The sequence below is a fragment of the Gordonia prachuapensis genome (assembly GCF_036350515.1).
In the GTDB taxonomy this organism is placed as follows: Bacteria; Actinomycetota; Actinomycetes; order Mycobacteriales; family Mycobacteriaceae; genus Gordonia; species Gordonia prachuapensis.
Window position 1 is genome coordinate 1 of the sequence record NZ_JAZDUE010000032.1, and the last position, 18,557, is coordinate 18,557.

General features: G+C 67.0%; 15 protein-coding genes. 8 read left to right on the top strand and 7 right to left on the bottom strand.

Annotation, left to right across the window (positions count from 1 at the left end; translation table 11 throughout):
- Positions 1 to 531 precede the first annotated feature (531 nt).
- Together V1Y59_RS23365 and V1Y59_RS23370 are read left to right on the top strand one after the other, a co-directional pair.
- Positions 532 to 2,271, top strand: a complete 1,740-nt coding sequence (locus tag V1Y59_RS23365; RefSeq protein ID WP_431309285.1) for an adenylate/guanylate cyclase domain-containing protein — start codon at positions 532 to 534, stop codon at positions 2,269 to 2,271.
- 36 nt (positions 2,272 to 2,307) lie between these two features.
- A complete protein-coding gene (locus tag V1Y59_RS23370; protein ID WP_330507432.1) occupies positions 2,308 to 3,183 on the top strand; it encodes an oxidoreductase in 876 nt (291 codons plus the stop codon).
- Between the two features lie 16 nt (positions 3,184 to 3,199).
- Here V1Y59_RS23370 and V1Y59_RS23375 read toward each other — a convergent pair whose 3' ends face one another.
- Positions 3,200 to 3,826: an alpha-ketoglutarate-dependent dioxygenase AlkB gene (locus V1Y59_RS23375; RefSeq protein WP_330507433.1), complete on the bottom strand. Its 627-nt coding sequence runs from the start codon at positions 3,824 to 3,826 to the stop codon at positions 3,200 to 3,202.
- A gap of 196 nt (positions 3,827 to 4,022) precedes the next feature.
- On the opposite strand from V1Y59_RS23375, the gene V1Y59_RS23380 reads away from it, so the two are divergent.
- Genes V1Y59_RS23380 through V1Y59_RS23390 form a run of 3 tightly spaced genes read left to right on the top strand, consistent with a single transcriptional unit; the run spans position 4,023 to position 7,769 of the window.
- Entirely contained in the window at positions 4,023 to 6,263 is a 2,241-nt protein-coding gene (locus tag V1Y59_RS23380) for an MMPL family transporter (protein WP_330507434.1), read from the top strand.
- Positions 6,264 to 6,281: 18 nt separating this feature from the next.
- On the top strand, positions 6,282 to 6,902 hold the full coding sequence (locus V1Y59_RS23385) for a TetR family transcriptional regulator (protein WP_330507435.1): 621 nt from the start codon (positions 6,282 to 6,284) through the stop codon (positions 6,900 to 6,902).
- A 54-nt stretch (positions 6,903 to 6,956) separates the two neighbouring features.
- A complete protein-coding gene (locus V1Y59_RS23390) occupies positions 6,957 to 7,769 on the top strand; it encodes a mycofactocin-coupled SDR family oxidoreductase (protein ID WP_330507436.1) in 813 nt (270 codons plus the stop codon).
- 169 nt (positions 7,770 to 7,938) lie between these two features.
- Here the strand turns inward: V1Y59_RS23390 and V1Y59_RS23395 are convergent, their stop codons facing one another.
- The 3 genes from V1Y59_RS23395 to V1Y59_RS23405 are packed head-to-tail and all read right to left on the bottom strand — an operon-like array spanning position 7,939 to position 11,727.
- Positions 7,939 to 9,633, bottom strand: coding sequence for a GMC family oxidoreductase (locus V1Y59_RS23395; protein WP_330507445.1), 1,695 nt, complete (start codon positions 9,631 to 9,633; stop codon positions 7,939 to 7,941).
- A 14-nt stretch (positions 9,634 to 9,647) separates the two neighbouring features.
- Positions 9,648 to 11,159: a flavin-containing monooxygenase gene (locus V1Y59_RS23400; protein ID WP_330507437.1), complete on the bottom strand. Its 1,512-nt coding sequence runs from the start codon at positions 11,157 to 11,159 to the stop codon at positions 9,648 to 9,650.
- Positions 11,152 to 11,727, bottom strand: coding sequence for a TetR/AcrR family transcriptional regulator (locus tag V1Y59_RS23405; protein WP_330507438.1), 576 nt, complete (start codon positions 11,725 to 11,727; stop codon positions 11,152 to 11,154). The genes V1Y59_RS23400 and V1Y59_RS23405 overlap by 8 nt, the downstream gene beginning before the upstream one ends.
- A gap of 119 nt (positions 11,728 to 11,846) precedes the next feature.
- On the opposite strand from V1Y59_RS23405, the gene V1Y59_RS23410 reads away from it, so the two are divergent.
- The gene (locus V1Y59_RS23410; RefSeq protein ID WP_330507446.1) at positions 11,847 to 13,472 is read left to right on the top strand and encodes a GMC oxidoreductase; all 1,626 of its coding nucleotides are present in this window, start codon (positions 11,847 to 11,849) and stop codon (positions 13,470 to 13,472) included.
- 15 nt (positions 13,473 to 13,487) lie between these two features.
- Here the strand turns inward: V1Y59_RS23410 and V1Y59_RS23415 are convergent, their stop codons facing one another.
- Positions 13,488 to 14,123 carry a TetR/AcrR family transcriptional regulator gene (locus V1Y59_RS23415; protein WP_330507439.1) on the bottom strand — a complete coding sequence of 212 codons (636 nt, stop codon included), beginning with the start codon at positions 14,121 to 14,123 and terminating at the stop codon, positions 13,488 to 13,490.
- A gap of 105 nt (positions 14,124 to 14,228) precedes the next feature.
- Between V1Y59_RS23415 and V1Y59_RS23420 the strand changes: the two genes are divergently transcribed.
- Complete coding sequence (locus tag V1Y59_RS23420; RefSeq protein WP_330507440.1) at positions 14,229 to 15,212, top strand: LLM class F420-dependent oxidoreductase; 984 nt, start codon at positions 14,229 to 14,231, stop codon at positions 15,210 to 15,212.
- A gap of 20 nt (positions 15,213 to 15,232) precedes the next feature.
- On the opposite strand, the gene V1Y59_RS23425 is transcribed toward V1Y59_RS23420, so the two are convergent.
- Complete coding sequence (locus tag V1Y59_RS23425) at positions 15,233 to 16,387, bottom strand: pyridoxal phosphate-dependent aminotransferase (RefSeq protein ID WP_330507441.1); 1,155 nt, start codon at positions 16,385 to 16,387, stop codon at positions 15,233 to 15,235.
- A 100-nt stretch (positions 16,388 to 16,487) separates the two neighbouring features.
- On the opposite strand from V1Y59_RS23425, the gene V1Y59_RS23430 reads away from it, so the two are divergent.
- Positions 16,488 to 17,780: an LppU/SCO3897 family protein gene (locus V1Y59_RS23430; protein WP_330507442.1), complete on the top strand. Its 1,293-nt coding sequence runs from the start codon at positions 16,488 to 16,490 to the stop codon at positions 17,778 to 17,780.
- Between the two features lie 13 nt (positions 17,781 to 17,793).
- Here the strand turns inward: V1Y59_RS23430 and V1Y59_RS23435 are convergent, their stop codons facing one another.
- Positions 17,794 to 18,456 (bottom strand): HNH endonuclease signature motif containing protein, encoded by a 663-nt coding sequence (locus V1Y59_RS23435; RefSeq protein WP_330507443.1) that lies wholly within the window; start codon positions 18,454 to 18,456, stop codon positions 17,794 to 17,796.
- Between the last annotated feature and the right edge of the window lie 101 nt (positions 18,457 to 18,557).

The following is an 18,557-nucleotide window of genomic DNA, read 5'->3' on the forward strand; positions in this document are numbered from 1 at the left end:
CTCGCCGGGGCGGGTGGACAGGACAGTGAAGAGTCACAACCACTGGTTGGACACGGTCCTTATCAGGTCACACCCGCCCCGGCCTTTCAAGGCCACATCTCTGGTTCTCACAGCAGCCGAGCAGGCTCCCCGGGCCGACAGGTCACTGGTGAAGGACACACCCACCCGGAGCGGTCAGTCACGAAGAAGGTCAGACCCGACAGCCTCCTCGACTACCCACCATCATCCTCACTGTCACGAAGGGCCACCCTTCGTGACGCCCACTCACTCCGTTCGCGGGCTCCTCAGGGTTCGGGTGGTACGCCCACTCACTCCGTTCGCGGGCTCCTCAGGGTTCGGGTGGTACGCCCACTCACTCCGTTCGCGGGCTCCTCAGGCTTCGGGAGTGTTGCCCCCCAGACCTCCGGCCGATCGGCCGGACCACGAGACCGACTCCACGGCCATCCCTCATCCCCCCAGGCCGTGGGGTCGGTCTTTTGCTGCGCGCGGCCGGTACCCTTCAGGTACCTACCGGCGCAGGAGGTGGCCGTCATGGCGCGACCACTCGGCCACGCCGCCCTACACCGCGCGTGGCCGCACATCAGCGGTGAGGCGCTGCCCCGATTCCTCTGGGGTCGTCATCGCGGGACCGACGTCCGGGACCTCGCCGAACTGCCGCGCGACGAGCGGGCACGGATGTCGCGGCGCGCGACTGCTGCCGCCGCCATCGCACTGATCGGCACGAACTGCGCCATCGGCATCGAGACGTTCCTGCTGGTTCAGTTGGCCTACAACGGGAGTCAGCTGACGCTGGAGACCACCGTCGGCGCGCCGAACTTCCCGGCGGTCGTCACCGGCATCATCGTCGGCACCCTGACCAACATGCTGGTCGGCGTAGCGCTGATCAAGCCGCAGGTGGACTGGTTCGTCAGCGGCGTGGCCGCCGATCAGTCCCGACGTTCCGCGATCCGGCACATCCCGCGCAACCAGGTGTTCGCGACCCTCGCCGCGTGGGCGACGGCAGTCGGGTCCTATGCCGTGGCCGCCGACGACCCCACGTCGATGCGGACCGCCGGTGTGGCGTTCGCCTTCCTCCTCGCGGCGATCTCGAGTTCCTGCATCACCTATCTCTTCGCCGAACGTGCCGCCCGGCCTCTGGCGGTCGTCGCTTACCGGGAGTTCCCGGCTCGGCATGTGTTCCACGGTGTCCAGACACGAATGGTGGCCGTGTGGCTGGTGAGCTCCGCCGTGCCGATGGTCGGCCTCCTGTTGCTCAACCTCGGGCGATGGCTCGACATCCTGCCGCCGGTCAGTGGGCCGGTCGACTGGACGATCGTCGTCCTCGCGGTGGTGGCACTGGTGTCCGGGGTGCGGGTGATCACCCTGGTCGGCCGGTCCATCGCCGATCCGCTCCGTGACCTGCATCGAGCCGTCGAGCGCGTCGACAACACCGACTACACCGCGCGGGTCCCGGTGTATGACTCGTCCGAACTCGGTGTGCTGCAACACGGTTTCAACACGATGGTGGCGGGACTCGAGGAGCGCGAGCGCATGCGCCGGCTCTTCGCTCGCCATGTCGGCGACACGGTCGCCGCGCAAGCCCTCGAACACGGCGACGGCATGCGAGGTGCGAACACGACCGTGGGGGTGCTGTTCGTCGACATCATCGATTCCACCGGGATCGCGGCCCGACAGGATCCCCAGGCCACCGCGCAACTGCTCAACGACTTCTTCACCATCGTCGCCGATGTCGTCGACGACCACCGGGGCTTCGTCAACAAGTTCGAAGGGGACTCGGCGCTGGCCATATTCGGCGCGCCGGTCGCCCTCGACGACCCTGCCACCGCGGCGCTCTCGGCGGCGCGGGACCTCGCCACCCGGCTGACCGCCGCCCTCGACATCGGGTGGGGCATGGGCGTGTCGTGCGGCACCGTCTTCGCCGGGAACATCGGTGCCGAGACCCGCTACGAGTACACCGTGATCGGCGACGCGGTGAACGAGAGCGCGCGGCTCTCCGATCTCGCCAAACAGTCCGGCACATCGGTGATGGCGTCCGGGACGGCGATCGATCGGGCGACGCCGGACGAAGGTAGTCAGTGGGTCGCCGTCGGAACGCGTACTCTGCGCGGTCGCGCCGAGGTGACCGAGGTCTTCGCGCCGATCTCGGTTGTCGGACGGCGGGGCGCGGCGGGGATCTCGGTCGGAGCCGTCGTCGCCGGACTCCTGCGTCCGGCGCGCCGATTGACGGGACAGACCGGCCGTTTCGTTGACGACGGCGGTGGTACTCCATAGCGTCGGTGACAGACGTGACCAGACAGGGGAGGCACCATGAGCAAGTGGACCGCGGCTGACATTCCAGACCAGACCGGACGGCGGTACGTGATCACCGGCGCCAACAGTGGCCTCGGCGCCGAGACGGCGAAAGCGTTGGCCAAGGCGGGCGCGACGGTCACCCTGGCCTGCCGGAACGTGAACAAGGCGCAGCCGGTGGCGGCCGACATCGGACCCAATGCGACTGTGGCACAGCTCGATCTGGCCGATCTCGCATCGGTGCGGACCTTTGCCGAGAAGTTCGACGGCGCGGATGTCCTGATCAACAACGCCGGGGTCATGGCGATACCGTTCAAACGCACCGCCGACGGATTCGAGATGCAGATGGGCACCAATCATCTCGGCCACTTCGTGCTGACCGCTCTGGTTCTGCCGAAGATCACCGATCGGGTGGTGACCCTGTCGTCGTCGATGCATCAGATCGGTCGGATCGACCTCGACGACCTCAACTGGGACAAGCGGAAGTACCGCCGCTGGCGGGCCTACGGCGACTCCAAGATGGCCAACCTCATGTTCGGCAAGGAACTGGCCGAACGGCTGGCGGCGTCGGGCTCGTCGACGTCGTCGATGGTCGCCCATCCGGGCTACGCGGCCACCGAACTCCAGGGGCGGTCGGAGACCATCGAGGACGTCTTCATGAAATTCGGGAACAAGCTGTTCGCACAGTCCGCGGCCGGCGGCGCCCTTCCGACCTTGTACGCAGCGACGTCGCCGGATACCACCAACGGCGGCTTCTACGGTCCGACCGAGATGTTCGGCAGCCGTGGCGCGCCGGGCCCGTCGGGTCATAGCAAGCTCGCCGACGACACCGCGATCCGTGACGAGTTGTGGCGCGTGTCGGAGAAGGTCACCGACACGCAGTTCACCGTCTGACGTTCACCACACTCGCTCACCACACGCCCGGCGGCCGGAACTGGATGCTGATGCGTGGACCGACGCCGGGGACCTTCGGCACGGCATGTTCCCAGGTGCGCTGACAGCTGCCACCCATCACGAGCAGATCGCCCGGGCCGACGACGAATTTCAGCGACTGCCCGCCACCACGCGGACGCAACATCAGTGGTCGTGGCGAGCCGAGGGACACGATCGCCACCATCGTGTCCTCGCGCGAACCACGGCCGATCCGATCGCCGTGCCACGCGACGCTGTCCGAACCGTCGCGGTAGAGGCACAGGCCCGCGGTCGCGAAACCCTCGGGCAACTCCTCGCGGTAGTGGCGGCTCAGCTCGTCGAGAGCCTCGGCCAACAGAGGGTCGGGGAAGGTGCCCGCCTCGTGGTACGTCGCGACGAGGCGCGGGACGTCGACGACGCGGTCGTACATGCGCCGTCGCTCCGCGCGCCATGCCGCGGATTCGCGCAACCGGTCGAACAGCGCGTCCGACCCGGACACCCAGCCGGGCCGTAGGTCGACCCAGGCACCGTCGGTCAGCGGGCGACGCGTCGCGGTGCCGAGATCGCGTAGCGCCACGCCGTCTGTCGGCTGGTCGAACAGCGATCCCTGGATGCCCGCGGTCATGTGGTCCAGCCTACTCGACAACTACGAACATGTGTTCGATGATCTGCGTCTCGTTCCCGGCTGCGTGGAGGCGTCCCGCACGTTTGCCCAGGATGGGATGGCATTGCGCGGAAAATGCTGTTATCCAGTAACAAGTGGTAGTCACTAACACTTTGTGACCTCGACGACTCAGACCAGCGTGTGTGAAGGGAAGCCCATGGCGTCGTTTCTGTATCGGGTCGGAAGGTTCTCCTTCCGGCACAAATGGTGGGTGATCGCGACGTGGCTGCTGGCCGCGATGACGGTCTCCGGGCTCGTCGGAGCGCTGAGCCCCCAGTTCGCCAAGGACTTCAGCCTGCCGGGCACCGACTCGGGGACGGCGACCTCGCAGATCGAGGAGCACTTCCCGCAGGTGATGGAGCAGCAGTCCCAGGCATCGACCAGCGTGCTGGTGGCCGCCGACGACGGACTGGCCGCACACACCGACCAGATCAACGCCCTGGTCTCGGACCTTCAGACGCTTCCCGAGCTGAGCGACCCGGCGACGATCGTGAACCCCGTCGTGGCAGCCGCGGCCGATCCGGCCATCGCGTCGTCGGTCGTCGGCGACGACGGTCGGGTCGGGCTGATCCAGGTCCGTCAGGACATCGAGATCATGGAGCTCACCGTCGAGGAGAAGGAGCAGCTCCAGGAGATCCTCGCCGAGAACCGTGGTGCGGGCCTCGAGGTCGAGGCCACCGGTTCGCTGATGCAGGTGATGGAGGCCGGCGGCACCGCCGAGATGATCGGGTTCGCCGTCGCTTTCGTCGTCATGATCGTCGCGTTCGGTGCGCTGGTCGCGGCGTTCATCCCGCTCATCACCGGGCTGGTCGGTGTCGCGATCACGATCATGCTCGTCACGTTGTCGGCCGAGGTCCTCAGCATCAATGAGACCGCGACCGCGATCGTCACGATGCTCGGCATCGCCGTCTCGATCGACTACGCGCTGTTCATCGTCTCGCGGTACCGCAACGAACTCACCCGGGGAGGGGCGCCCGCCGATGCGGCCGGACGCGCTGTCGGGACGGCCGGGTCCGCGGTCGTCTTCGCCGGCCTGATGGTGATCGTCGCGGTGGTTGCGCTGACCGTCATCGGCATCCCGCTGATCACCCAGATGGGTATGGGTGCCGGACTTGCCGTCGCGGTCGCCGTGCTCGCCGCGCTCACGCTGATCCCGGCGCTCCTCGGTGCGGTCGGACGGTTCGCCTTCCGCCCCCGGATTCCGTGGATCAAGCACGCGGAGGAGTCCGCGACCGTCGACACCGTCGGCGTCAAGCTCGGTCGCACGGTCGTCAAGCGACCGCTACCGTTCATCGTCGCCGGCCTCGCGGTGTTGATCCTGGCGGCCATCCCGATGGGGCGTCTCGAGCTGGGTATGTCGCTGACCAGCGACGACGAGGCGCCAGCTCAGTCACTGCTGCAGCGTGGATTCGGTGAGGGTGTCAACGGACCGCTGTTCGCCGTGGTGCACGCCGACAACGACGGCGACGTCGCGCCGGCCGCGGACGCGACCGTCGAGCACATCCAGTCGCTGGACGGCGTCGCCAACGCCGCAACCATCACGTGGATGGGCAACGGTGCTGCGCCGCAGCCCAACAATGGTGCGGACACCGCGCTCATCTCGGTCACTCCGGTCAGTGCTCCGTCATCGCAGGCGACGCACGACCTCATGGAGGAGATCCGGGCGTTCGCGCCGCAGGCCGAGAACGCCGGCGCCGAGCTCCATGTCGGCGGACAGACGGCGATCATGTCCGATCTGTCGGCCAAGCTCGACAGCGCGCTGATCCCGTACCTGATCGTGGTGGTCGGTCTCGCGTTCCTGATCATGATCGGGGTGTTCCGATCGATCTGGGTTCCGCTGATCGCGACGCTCGGATTCGTGTTCTCGGTGCTCGCGACCTTCGGCATGACCGTCCTGATCTTCCAGGAGGGCGCGCTGGGGCTGATCGACAACACCAAGCCGATCCTGTCGTTCCTGCCGATCTTCCTGATCGGCGTGGTGTTCGGTCTCGCGATGGACTATCAGGTCTTCCTGGTGACCCGGATGCGTGAGGAGTACATGCACGGCATGTCGGCCAAGGACGCCATCGTCACCGGCTACCGGCATGGTGCGCGTGTGGTCACCTCCGCCGCGCTTATCATGATCAGCGTGTTCGCGGCGTTCATGCTGGCTCCGGACACGACCGCGAAGATGATGGGCTTTGCGCTCGCGGTGGCGGTGGCCTTCGACGCCTTCATCATCCGGATGATGGTGGTGCCCGCCGCGATCGCGATGCTGGGCGACCGCGCCTGGGGTCTGCCGAAGTGGTTGGATCGAGTGGTGCTGAACCTCGACATCGAGGGTGCCGCCGTCCGCGACCGCGGGCTGGAGAACCCCGATGCCGACCCGAAGCGGGAAGCGGTCGCGTCGGCGACCTGATCCGAGGAGGTCATCGCCATGGCCACACCGACGACGACCCCGGGCTGTGGCCCGGGGCGTCGCATCGGTTTGCGGGAGAAGAACAAGATCCGCACCCGCAAGGCGATTCGCGACGCAGCGATGCGGCTGTTCGCCGAGAACGGCTACAACCACACGACGGTGGAACAGATAGCGCGGGAGGCGGAGGTCTCCCACACCACGTTCTTCCGCTACTTCGCGTCCAAAGAGCAGGTGGTCATCTCCGACGATCTCGACGAGGCGCGGCAAGAGGCGATCGAGGCCATCCCGCCTGGGCTGAGCCACTTCGACCTGCTCCGTCGGTTGATCAGTGAGATGTTCCGGATCGGTACCGCCGACGAATGGGCCAGCAATTCGGAACGCATGCGCCTCATCCAATCCGAGCCGGTGCTACGCACGGCCTATCAGATCGAGTCGGACGGCGCGATCTCGCACGCGACCGACTTCTTCGCCGAGTACACCGGCGCCCGGCCCGACGACATCCGCCTGCGGGTGTTCATCGCGGCCGCGGGCGGCGTGATGTTCCACTTCGCGCAGGCCGTCGACGAGGTCCAGGACGAGAACCTCCTCGCCACCCTGTTGCAGGCCGTCGATCTCCTGGAGCAGGGTCTGCCCATCTGAGCGACACGAAGTCGACCCATCAGGCGACTCGTTCGACGACGAAAGGAGCCCAACGTGGGGCGTCTCGACAACAAGGTGGCCGTGATCACCGGAGTGGCCCGGGGGCAGGGGCGTGCGCACGCCGTCCGCCTCGCCTCCGAAGGCGCACAGATCATCGGCGTCGATCTGGCCGGCCCGCTGCCCGGTGTGCCCTACGACCCGGCTACCCCGGCAGACATGGACGAGACCCGTCGACTGGTCGAGGAGCAGGGCGTGAAAGCGCATCTGGTCACGTGCGATGTCCGTGATCTCGAGGGACTCAAGAGCGTCGTCGACGAGGGCGTCGGTGTGTTCGGAGGCATCGACATCGTGGTGGCCAATGCCGGCATCTGCATCCCCGAGACCTGGGATGAGGTGACCCCGACGAGTTTCCGGGATGTCATCGACATCAATGTCATCGGCGTCTGGAACACCGTCACCGCCACCGCTCACCATCTGATCGAGCGGGGCGGCGGCTCGGTGATCCTGACGAGTTCTCTCGCGGGAAAGAAGCTGCAGCCGTTCATGGTCCACTACACCACCAGCAAGCATGCGCTGGTCGGGATGACCCGCGCTTTCGCCGCCGAGCTGGGCAATCACGACATCCGCGTCAACAGCATCCATCCCGGTGCGGTGGCGACGCCGATGGGGTCGGGGCAGATGGTCGCCCGGATCGAGGAGACCAACGCCGCCAACCCGCGCCTGGCCGGCATGGGCATGACCTTCCTGAATCAGTTCGTCGCCGAGCCGGACGAGATCGCCAACGTCGTGGCATTCCTGGCCTCCGACGAATCCAAGTTCATCACCGCCGAGCACATCTCGATCGACGGTGGGGCGCAGTACTTCTGATCGATCGGGTGATCTCGATACGCCGCGGGCTCGCTGCGCTCGCTCGCGGCTACTCGATCGTCGGGGGCTGCGCCCATTCCGCTGGTCGAGTAGTCGCCGAGCCGCTAGGCGAGGAGACGTATCGAGACCCGCCGACGCCCTCCGTCGCACCGGCGTGATCGAGACCCGCTCACGCCCTCCGCCGCACCGGCGTGATCGGTAGCCGGAGCGCGCCCGGTGCCGACGCCGGTACCGTCGGACACCGCGGGGCGACCGGTTCGACCGATTCGTAGGCACATCCGGACGCAGGTCGCGGATCGACCTCACCGCGGTTGGGCCACAGCGCCATCGCGCGTTCGGCCTGTGCGGTGATGGTGAGGGACGGGTTCACCCCGAGGTTGGCCGACACCGTCGACCCGTCGACGACGTGCAGACCCGGATGCCCGAACACCCGGTGGTAGGCGTCGACCACACCGTCGGTCGCGGTGTGCCCGATCGAGCAACCACCCAGGAAGTGGGCCGTCATCGGGATGTTGAACAGATCGACGATCGAACCTCCTGCCGTTCCCCCGATTCGGCGCGCTGCCGATCGGACGGCGGTGTGTCCCTCGGGAATCCAGCGGGGTGGTGGGTCCCCGTCTCCGGCTCTGCTCCGCAGGATCGGTCCGATGCGGCCACGGCGGGCGAACAGTTCGATGGAGTTGTCGGCGGTCTGCATCACGAGCGCGATGATCGTGCGTTCCGACCACCGCCGCACCGACAGCGAACGCAACGTCTCGACCGGGTGCGCCGACATCGCCGCGACGGCTTTCAGAAGTCGCGGAAACCGCCCGCCGCCGTCGACGAGGATCGCCTGTAGGAGCCCGATCAGGTTGCTGCCCTTGCCGTAGCGCACCGGCTCGATGTGCGTGTGATCGTTCGGATGGAACGACGATGTGATCGCCACGCCTCGGGTGTAGTCGGTCGCGGTGTCGGTTGCCGTCGCCGCGAGCACCGCCTCGGAGTTGGTGCGCACGACGCGTCCGAGGCGATCCGACAGGTTCGGCAGATCGCCGCTCCGCTGCATCGACAGCAGCAGCTTGTTGGTGCCGTAGGTCCCGGCCGCGAACACCACCTGATCGGCGGTGAACGTCTGTCGGTGGCGACGTCGCCGCGACCCGGTCCGGCGGGTGTCGATCTCGTACCCGCCGTCGGCCCTCGGGCGAACCGCGTGCACGGTGGTCATCGGAACGATCTGTGCACCTGCGTTTTCGGCCAGATGAAGGTAATTCTTCACCAGCGTGTTCTTGGCGCCGACCCGGCATCCCGTCATGCACGACCCGCATTCGGTGCAGCCCGTGCGGTCGGGGCCCGCACCACCGAAGAACGGGTCGGCGACGCGTTCGCCGGGGGCGCCGAAATACACGCCGACCGGGGTGGGCACGAAGGTGTGTCCTGCCCCCATCTCCTCGGCCACCTCGCGCATGACGTCGTCCGCGGGCGTCGTCCGCGGGACCGTCGTGACACCGAGCATGCGCGACGCCTGGTCGTAGTAGGGGCCGAGCTCGGTCGCCCAGTCCGTGATCGAGCCCCACTGTGGATCCTCGAAGAACGCGGTCGGCGGACGATAGAGCGTGTTGGCGTAGTTCAACGATCCGCCACCGACACCGGCGCCGGCCATCACGAGGACATCACGCAGTGGATGCATGCGCTGCACGCCATAGCATCCCAGTGTCGGCGCCCAGACGTAGTCGCGGACACGCCAGCTGGTCTTCGGGAGATCGTCGTCGGTGAACCGACGACCGGCCTCGAGTACCGCGACACGGTATCCCTTCTCGACGAGCCGTAGCGCGGCGACCGAGCCGCCGAAGCCGGAGCCGATGACGATGACATCTACGTGGCCGATGGCTGCGATGTCGGTCACCGGATCACCTGCGCGGTGTCGTCGGTGTGTGCGGGTGCGCGGCCGAGACGATGGTCGTCGGCGACGAAGGTCGACATCATCCGACGGTAGGTGCGCGTGAAGGTCGGCCACATCACCGAATTGCGTCCTTTCGCATCGAAATACCAACTGGCGCAGCCGCCGGTGTTCCACACGGTGCCGCCGAGCTCGCGGTCGAGGCCCGCGTTGTAGGTCTGCTGTGCCTGCGCGGTCACCTCGATGGTGTCCAGACCGCGGTCACGCAGGTGACGGATGGCGGTGCTCGTGTAGCGCGCCTGCGGTTCCAGCATCAGCACGATGGAGCTGTGGCCCAGGTTGGTGTTGGGTCCGTAGAGGAAGAACAGATTGGGAAAGCCGTGGACGGAGACGCCCCGATAGGCGCTGGGGGAGCCTGCCCAGGTGTCGGCCAGGGTGTCTCCGGTTCGGCCACGCAGGTGGCCGGCGATCGGGGGTGCCGTCGGCGTGAACCCGGTCGCGAACACCACGGTGTCAACCTCGTGGGTGCGTCCGTCGGAGTCGACCGCGCCGTCTGACGTGAGCTCGGCGAGCGCGCCCGTGAGTGTCACATTGCGCTTCTGCAGGGCGGGAAACCATTTGTTGGTCAGCAGCATTCGCTTGCAGCCGATGGTGTAGTCAGGCGTCAGTCGGCGTCGCAGGGATCGATCGCGCACCTGGAACCTCAACTGTGCCTTGCCGATCGCGGTCGCGATGGGCAGCAGCCGGGGTCGGCGGGCCATCAGGATCACGTAGAACTCGCGATACAGGTAGACCAGCGCCCGGATCAGTCGATGGGCGGCCGGTAGCCGGCGGTACACGGTGCGTTCCGTGCGTCCGATCGTCCGGTCCAGGCGCGGTACCACCCACGCCGGGGTGCGCTGGAACACCGTCAGGTGCTCCACGCGGTCGACGATCTCGGGCACGATCTGAACCGCGGACGCGCCGCTGCCGACGATGGCGACGCGGCGGCCGGTGAGGTCGTGCCCGTGCTCCCATTGCGCGCTGTGGAACACCGTGCCGCCGAAGTCCGATGCGCCCGGCAGGTCCGGAACGCCCGGCGCCGACAGCGCGCCCGGGGCGGTGACCAGGAAGCGGCAGCGGATGACGCCACGCTCGGTAGACACGATCCACAGCGCTTGTGCCGCATCCCATTCGGCGTCCTGCAGTGCACAGTTGTAGCGGATTCGATCCCGGTGTCCGTCGGCGACACCGATCAGGTACTCGCGGATCTCGTGTTGGCGTCCGTAACTGTGTGACCAGTCCGGGTTGGGAGCGAACGACAGCGAGTACAGGGACGTGGGCACGTCGCATGCGGCGCCAGGGTAATCGTTCTCCCGCCAGACGCCGCCGGCCTCGCCGGCGCGTTCGATCGCCAGGATCTCCAGATCCGGGTGGTCGGTGACCAGCCGGTGCAGTGCGGCCAGTCCGCCGAAACCTGCGCCGACGACGAGGACGTCGACGCGGTCGGGGAGGTGCTGTGGGTGATCAGGCATCGTTGACCATCGCCTTCCAGACGGTGAGCAGTTCGTCGAGGAGCGCGCGGTCGTCGTCGGGTGAGCGCAGAATTCGCGAGACGGCCAGGCCGCGTGCGAGCTCGATGGACAGGGCGATCTGTGCGGGGCTGTAGCGCGGACCGAACAGTTCGGCGCTGCCGGTGATCAGCGCGTCGGACACCTTCTGCTCGAGCGGCACCATCGCTTGTCGCAGGTGTTCGTCGGTGCGTGCGGCCACCCACAGTTCCAGCGCGGCGTCGAACAGCGGGCCGTCGAACACCTCGAAGATCACCGAGATGTCCTCATCGCCGGTGCGCGGACGGCCGAGGATCTCGCTCATCCGTCGATCGACGAGATGTCCGACGGCGGCGACCACCAGCGACTCACGGGTGGGGAAGTGATGCAGGAGAGCACCTCTGGACACCTCTGCGCGACGGTTCACCTCCTGGGTGGTCGTCTTCGCATAGCCGAGCTCGACGAGGGACGCGATCGTCGCGTCGAGCACCTTCGCCCGGGTCGCCGCGGTCCGTTGGGCCTGTGTTCGCGGCGCGGCCGCCTCGTGTGCCATGGGGTCGGACGGTAGTCGGAAATCTACAAACAGTCCAGACTGTTTGTAAACTTCTTCGCCGGACGTGTTGAGTCGCTTGACTGAAACATGTTTCAATATCGCGGGCCGTGAAGTCATCGATGCGGCCATGGAGGACGACGATTCGAGGGGAAGGCGTGATTTCACGTCGCTCGTTTGTCGGTGGGGCGGCGGCCGTGGGGGCGGCCGCCGCGACCTCATCGATCATCGGTACCGGGCAGGCGACCGCGGCGCCCGCGCGCCGTGTGCGGCTGACCCGGGAGGACCACCGCGTGGTGGTGATCGGCTCGGGCTTCGGCGGGGGAGTGACCGCTCTGCGGTTGGCGCAGGCAGGGGTCCCGGTGGTGGTGCTCGAGCGCGGTCGACGTTGGCCGACCGGCCCCGACGCCACGACCTTTCCGGATCCCGTCGCGCCGGACAAGCGGATGCTCTGGTATCGCTCCGAGCCGGAGCTGTTCGGTCGTCCGGTGCCGTTCGAGCCGTATGTCGGGCTTGTGGAGACGGTCATCGGCGAGAACATGACGGCGCTGTGCACGACGGGCGTCGGGGGCGGTTCGCTGGTCTACCAGGGGATGTCGCTGCAGCCGGCCGAGGACGTCTTCAACTCCCAACTTCCCGAGGAGTTGGACTGGAAGTTGATGGACCGCGTCCATTATCGGCGTGTCGAACGGATGCTGCGGCTCGAGACGGCACCGGACCGGCTCATCGCGACGCCTAATTATCGTGCGGTCAGAAAGTTTGCGCGCCAAGCACGTTCAGCGGGTCTGCCGGTGTCGAAGATCCCGATGCCGATCGACTGGGACTACGCCCTCGCCGAGCTGAACGGCAAGATGCGGCCGTCCTACACCGACGGCTCCGGGGCGATGGGGGTCAACAACGGCGGCAAGCACTCCGTCGACGTCACCTACCTGGCCGCGGCCGAGCGCACGGGGTTGGTGGAGGTACGTCCCCAACATGAGGTCGTCGATGTGGCGCGAGCCCGCGACGGGCGGTGGACGGTGCACGTCAACCGCATCGGGGCCGATGGTGCGGTGCTGGAGAACAAGATCCTCACGACCGGCACGCTGGTGATGGCGGCAGGCAGTCTGAACACCACCAAGTTGCTGGTCCGTGCGTCGGCGCGTGGGCTCATCGGTGATCTGCCCGACGAACTCGGGGCGGGCTGGGGCACCAACGCCGACCGGATCTACTTGTGGTCCGATCCGTCGGGTGGATTCGGCGCGGTGCAGGGCGGTCCGGTGGTGTACGGAAGTCTGAACTGGTCGAAACCGGAACTGGCTCATACGGTCATCCAGGCCGCCATCCCGGGGTTCGGTCTGGACGCGCACAGCACGATGATGGTCGGTTTCGGGGCCAGCGATTCCCGCGGACGCTTCGTCTACGATCCGGCGGCGGGCGAGGCCAGACTGCGCTGGCCACGCAACGGCGATTCGTTGATCCAGACCAAGGGAATTCATCCCACCGCGTCGGCCATCGCCGGTCGTGGCGGTGTGCTCACCGACACCAACGCGATTGTTCCGTCCACCTGGCACGGACTGGGTGGGGCGAACATGGGGCCGGTGTGCGACCTCGATGGACGCGTGCGCGGTCAGCGTGGTCTGTATGTGCTCGACGGGGCGCTGATCCCGGGCAACACGGCCGCCTGCAATCCGTCGATGACGATCGCTGCTGTCGCGGAGCGGGCGCTCGACAACATCGTGGCGCGCGACGTCGGCACCGTCATCTGACGATGCAGGGCTGCGCTATTCGTTGGTGACGGGTGCGAGCCACACGCCGATGAGCGCGTCGACGAGCTGCTCGCCGATGTCCTCCCACGTGCGGCTCGCCTCACCTGCGGCGCACGCACGTTCGTGGTCGGCGAGGGTGAGAACGATCATGTTGCGGGCCATCGTGTCCCGGATCTCGAGCACCGACGGTGGCAGCGACGGCAACGCTGCGTACATACCGGTGAGCACGGTGATGAGTTCCTCCGACACATCCTTCTGCTCGTAGAGCAGCGGACCGTACTTCGGGTCGGTGGTGATCTGCGCGCAGAACCGCGCGAAGTAGGTCGGCGTGCCCAGTGAGCGAAGGTAGTCGGTCTGCGGGCGGACCAGGCACGAGATCCATTCGCGCATCCCCATCTCCGGTCCCAGATCTGACAGCATGGTGCGACGGAGGGGTTCGATCGCGGCGTTGTGGTGACCCAGAATCGCGCGGAGCAGTTCGAGCTTGCCGCCGAAGTGATAGCCCACCGCGAAGTTGTTGCCCTGGCCCGCCGCCTCACTGATTCGCCGATTGGACACCGTGGAGATGCCCTCCTCGGCGAACATTCGTTCGGCTGTGCGGAGGAGGAGGCCGCGGGTCAACGCCACTTGCTCGCTACGGCCGATGGTCATTGTCGCCTGCTCTCCTGTCTCTTTGCCGGCGTTGCCCCCGCCGGACCTCCGCAATACTAATCGGGATCGTGGCTCGGCCTTCGGATCCAGCGGTAGCGTGAGGTCATGCGCTTCGGAATGTTCATCCCGCAAGGTTGGCGTTTGGATCTCACCGGCATCGCACCCGCCGACCAATGGTCGGTGATGTCGCGTCTGGCCGGGCGGGCAGACGAGTCCGGCTGGGACTCCATCTGGGTGTATGACCACTTCCACACGGTCCCGATGCCCACCGATGAGGCGACCCACGAGGCATGGACGCTGGTGTCGGCGTTCGCGGCCACGACGTCGCGGGTGGCGATCGGGCAGATGTGCACGGCGATGAGCTATCGCAATCCGATGTACCTGGCGAAGGTGGCGGCGACCGCCGATCTGATCTCCGGGGGCCGGGTGCAGATGGGCATCGGTGGTGGCTGGTATGAGCACGAATGGCGTGCCTACGGTTACGGATTCCCGTCGGCCGGGGAACGACTCGCCCGCCTCGACGAAGGCGTGCAGATCATGCAGCAGGCGTGGGAGACCGGACGGGCGACCTTGCAGGGCAAGCACTATCAGGTCGATGACGCGATCTGCGCCCCACGTCCGGACGCGGGGCGCATCCCGCTCTGGATCGCCGGCGGAGGCGAACGCAAGACCTTGCGCATCGCGGCGAAGTACGCCGATTTCACGAACTTCGACGGGACCCCCGAGGGGTTCGCCCACAAGTCGTCGGTACTGCAACAACATTGCGCCGATGTCGGCCGCGACTACGACGCGATCGTCCGGTCGGCGAACTACAACGTGATCGTGGCGGAGACGGAGGACGAGGTGCAACGCCGCCTCGATGCGCTGGAGGCGCATCTGGCCGAGCACGTGCACCCCGAGGCGGCCAAGGCGACGATGGGCGCGTTCCGCGGCATGCCCGCGGTCGGAACGCCGGAGCAGGTGGTCGAGAACCTGACGGCGTTGGTGGACCAGGGGATGTCGTACGGAATCTTCTACTTCCCGGACATCGCCCACGACACCGGAAGCCTGGACTTGTTCGAACAGCAGGTCATGCCCGCGTTGCGGTGATCAGTATCTCGCCGAAGCGGTCAGAGATGCCGAAGTCGTCGGGCGGCCTCGGCGATGACGTCCCCACGTTTGCTGAAGGCAAATCGGATCATGTGTCGCCACGGTTCCGTGTCGTCGACGAATGCGCTCACCGGAACCGCGGCGACCCCGATACGTTCGGGCAGCATCCGGCAGAACTCGGCGCCGTCGTCGTAGCCGAGAGGCCGTGGGTCGGCGCAGACGAAGTAGGAGGCCTCGCTACGGTGCACGCCGAATCCCGCCTCTCGCAGTGCGGTCGAGAGCAGGTCGCGTTTGGTGGCCAACTCGGCGGATGATGTGTGTACCCAGTCCATCTCGTTGTCGAGCGCGTGGGCGACCGCGGGTTGGAACGGGCCAGAGCCGACGTAGGACATGAACTGCTTGGCCGAGCGGGCGGCCGCGACCAGATCGGCGGGGCCACTGACCCAGCCGACCTTCCATCCGGTGCAATTGAAGGTCTTGGCGGCGCTCGAGATTCGGAGGGTGCGCTCGCGCATGCCGGGGAAGGTCGCCAACGGGCGTTGAACTCGGCCGTCGAAGAGCAGGTGTTCGTAGACTTCGTCGGTCACTGCGATCACATCGTGTTCGACGCACAGGGCGGCGATCTCGGCGAGATCGTCGTCGGACAGCACGGTGCCGGTCGGGTTGTGGGGTGAGTTGACCATGATCAGTGAGGTGTTGGAGGTGAACGCTTCGGCCAGTCGGGACCGATCGAGGCGGAATCCGTCGCCGTCGGCGATGAGCGGTACCGTCCGGCGTACGCCGCCGGCCATCGCCACCGTGGCTGCGTAGGAGTCGTAGTACGGCTCGACCATGATGACCTCGTGGCCCGGTTCGACGAGCCCGACGACGGAGCCGGCGATCGCCTCGGTGGCGCCGACGGTGATCAGGATTTCGCTGTCCGGGTCGTAGTCGAGGCCGTAGTGGTGGAGTTGGTGCCGGGCGACCGCGTGTCGCAGTTCGGGGATGCCGATGCCCGGCGGGTACTGGTTATGGCCTTCGGCGATTGCGCGCTGCGCGGCTTCCAGCATCGATGACGGGCCGTCGGTGTCCGGGAATCCCTGCCCCAGGTTAACGGCGGAATGCTCGATGGCCAGGCCGGACATCTCGGCGAAGATCGTGGTGCCGAACGGGCGGAGGCGGGAAACGGTGCGCACGTCATCAAGGCTGACACACTCGGGCGGCGGGGAGCGTCGTCGGTCACGGGGTTGACGGCGTCGCCCCGATCGGGCTCACGCGGCGGTAGCATCTGCGACTATGACCACGCCGCCGGGACCACCGAATCCGGATTCGTCGAACGGGCGGGGGGACGAGAACTCGTCAGAGCCGTCCGTTCCGCCCGCCGAGGCGGAACGGTCCGGTGATACGCCGGACGCGTCGCGTGCCGCCGGCGGCGGTTATGACCCGTGGGCGCAGGGGTATCAGGCGCAGGGTGATCAGGGAGCGCAGCCGGGTGGCGTGGGCTCCGAGAGGGGGTATTCGGGGGCTCAGCAGGATTCGGGTGCGGAACAGTATCCCGGTGCGCCGGCCGGTCAGGAGCCCACCCCGCCGGGCGCCGACTCGCCCACCCAGCAGATTCCGGGAGTCGCACAGTATCCAGGCGGCCCGCAGCCGTATCCGCCTGGGCAGCAGTCTTATCCGGGTGGTCAGCAGTATCCGGGCGGTCAGCAGCCCCCCGGAGGCCAGCAGTATTCGGGTGGCCAGCAGTATCCGCAGCCCTATCCCGGCGCGGAGCAACCATATGGTGGACAGGCGCCCCAGCAGGGAGCACAGCCGTATGGGGCGCCGTACCCGGGTGGTGCCTATCCAGGTGGCGCGTATCCGGGTGGCGCAGCGGGCCAGGACCCCGGTGCGACCCAATATTCGGGAGCCCAGTATCCCGGTGCGCAGTACCCGGGGGCTCAGTATCCGGGAGCGCAATATCCCGGTGCACAGCAGTATCCGGGTGCGCAGCCGCCCTATCCCGGTCAGCCGTACCCTGGCGGGTATCCGCAGCAGCCACCGAAGCGTTCGAACAAGAAGCTGTGGTGGATCATCGGCATCGTCGTGGCCGTCCTGCTCGTGATCATCGGTGTGGTCGCATTCGTGACTCGTGATGCGGTGACCGACACCGACGATGTCGCCGTCGGCGATTGTGTCTCGATCAGCGGAAGTCAGGCTGAGGACAACATCAGTGCCACCAAGACGGACTGTGCCTCGGATACCGAGTTCACTTTCTATGTCGCAGAGAAGATCAGTGGTGGCTCGTGCCCGAACGATGACTATTCGCGTCTCTACTGGTTGCGTGATGGCGAGGAGACTGGCGAACAGCTGTGTCTGGTACCGAATCTGACGCAGGGGGAGTGCTACCAGATCCCGATCGGTGGCCTCCCGACGGCCAGCCTTTCCGACTACCAGCGGGTCGAGTGTGGCGCGATCAAGGCCGCCGGAACCGAGATCCTGCGTGTGGATCGTCGCACCGAGAGCCAGCCGACCTGTAGTCGAGACCAGCTCGCGGTGTTCTTCGCACTACCCAACCCGCTCGGATACTGCCTCGGCGAGCCGACCTGACCAGCCGGCGACCTCACCGTGGGTGGGTGATGATGGTTTCGCCGGTGCGTAGGTTGTGCCAGGTGATGGTGCGGTCGGTGTGCATGGTGGGTATCCAGCCGCCGTCGTGTTTGCGGTGGTGATCGGGTCGGCAGAGTGGTGCGAAGTTGTAGGGCACGCTCCAGCCGCCGGCCAGCGGGTCGGCATGGTTGAACTTGACCAGGTGGTCGAGTTCGCATTCGTGAGATGGGCGGCTGCAGTAGGGGTAGCGGCAGCGTCGATCGAGATAGGTGATCTCGGCGCGCATCCGGTCGGGTGGTCGGTAGATGAGGGCGCCGGGTGGTGGGATGTCGAACCCGCCGTGCCCGGTGGGGTCGATGGGTGGCGCCAAACCTCGGTCGCCGACGACGATCAGTCGGCTGGCCGGTTTCGGGGTGGTCACGGTGGGGATGGTGATGATCTTCGCCTGCGGCGCGAGTGTCTCGGCGTGGGCGGGATCGATTGCGCCGTAGCCCTGCAGGCGGGTGGGTTCGGTGCCGGTGGGGTCGTGCAGGAGCGTCCAGGCCGGTGGGGTCGGGAGGTCGGTGGCCGCAGGGGCGTCGTTCGTACCGGCGTCCTCGGGATGGCCGGTGTTAGCAGTATCGGCGTCGGCCTGAGGTTCCCCCCGAACTGTAGAGGCATCGATAATGAGGAGCACGATGCCAGAGAAGCGCAAGAAGTACGACCGGGAGTTTCGTGATGGGGCGGTCCGGATCGTCGAGGAGACGGGTAAGCCGATCGCCCAGGTCGCCCGAGATC

What these genes read in the sequence shown, in the direction of transcription:
- V1Y59_RS23365 (WP_431309285.1), top strand. Translation starts at nt 532, where the DNA reads ATGGCGCGACCACTCGGCCACGCCGCCCTACACCGCGCGTGGCCGCAC.
- V1Y59_RS23370 (WP_330507432.1), top strand. Translation starts at nt 2,308, where the DNA reads ATGAGCAAGTGGACCGCGGCTGACATTCCAGACCAGACCGGACGGCGG.
- V1Y59_RS23375 (WP_330507433.1), bottom strand. Translation starts at nt 3,826, where the DNA reads ATGACCGCGGGCATCCAGGGATCGCTGTTCGACCAGCCGACAGACGGC.
- V1Y59_RS23380 (WP_330507434.1), top strand. Translation starts at nt 4,023, where the DNA reads ATGGCGTCGTTTCTGTATCGGGTCGGAAGGTTCTCCTTCCGGCACAAA.
- V1Y59_RS23385 (WP_330507435.1), top strand. Translation starts at nt 6,282, where the DNA reads ATGGCCACACCGACGACGACCCCGGGCTGTGGCCCGGGGCGTCGCATC.
- V1Y59_RS23400 (WP_330507437.1), bottom strand. Translation starts at nt 11,159, where the DNA reads ATGCCTGATCACCCACAGCACCTCCCCGACCGCGTCGACGTCCTCGTC.
- V1Y59_RS23405 (WP_330507438.1), bottom strand. Translation starts at nt 11,727, where the DNA reads ATGGCACACGAGGCGGCCGCGCCGCGAACACAGGCCCAACGGACCGCG.
- V1Y59_RS23410 (WP_330507446.1), top strand. Translation starts at nt 11,847, where the DNA reads ATGCGGCCATGGAGGACGACGATTCGAGGGGAAGGCGTGATTTCACGT.
- V1Y59_RS23415 (WP_330507439.1), bottom strand. Translation starts at nt 14,123, where the DNA reads ATGACCATCGGCCGTAGCGAGCAAGTGGCGTTGACCCGCGGCCTCCTC.
- V1Y59_RS23420 (WP_330507440.1), top strand. Translation starts at nt 14,229, where the DNA reads ATGCGCTTCGGAATGTTCATCCCGCAAGGTTGGCGTTTGGATCTCACC.
- V1Y59_RS23430 (WP_330507442.1), top strand. Translation starts at nt 16,488, where the DNA reads ATGACCACGCCGCCGGGACCACCGAATCCGGATTCGTCGAACGGGCGG.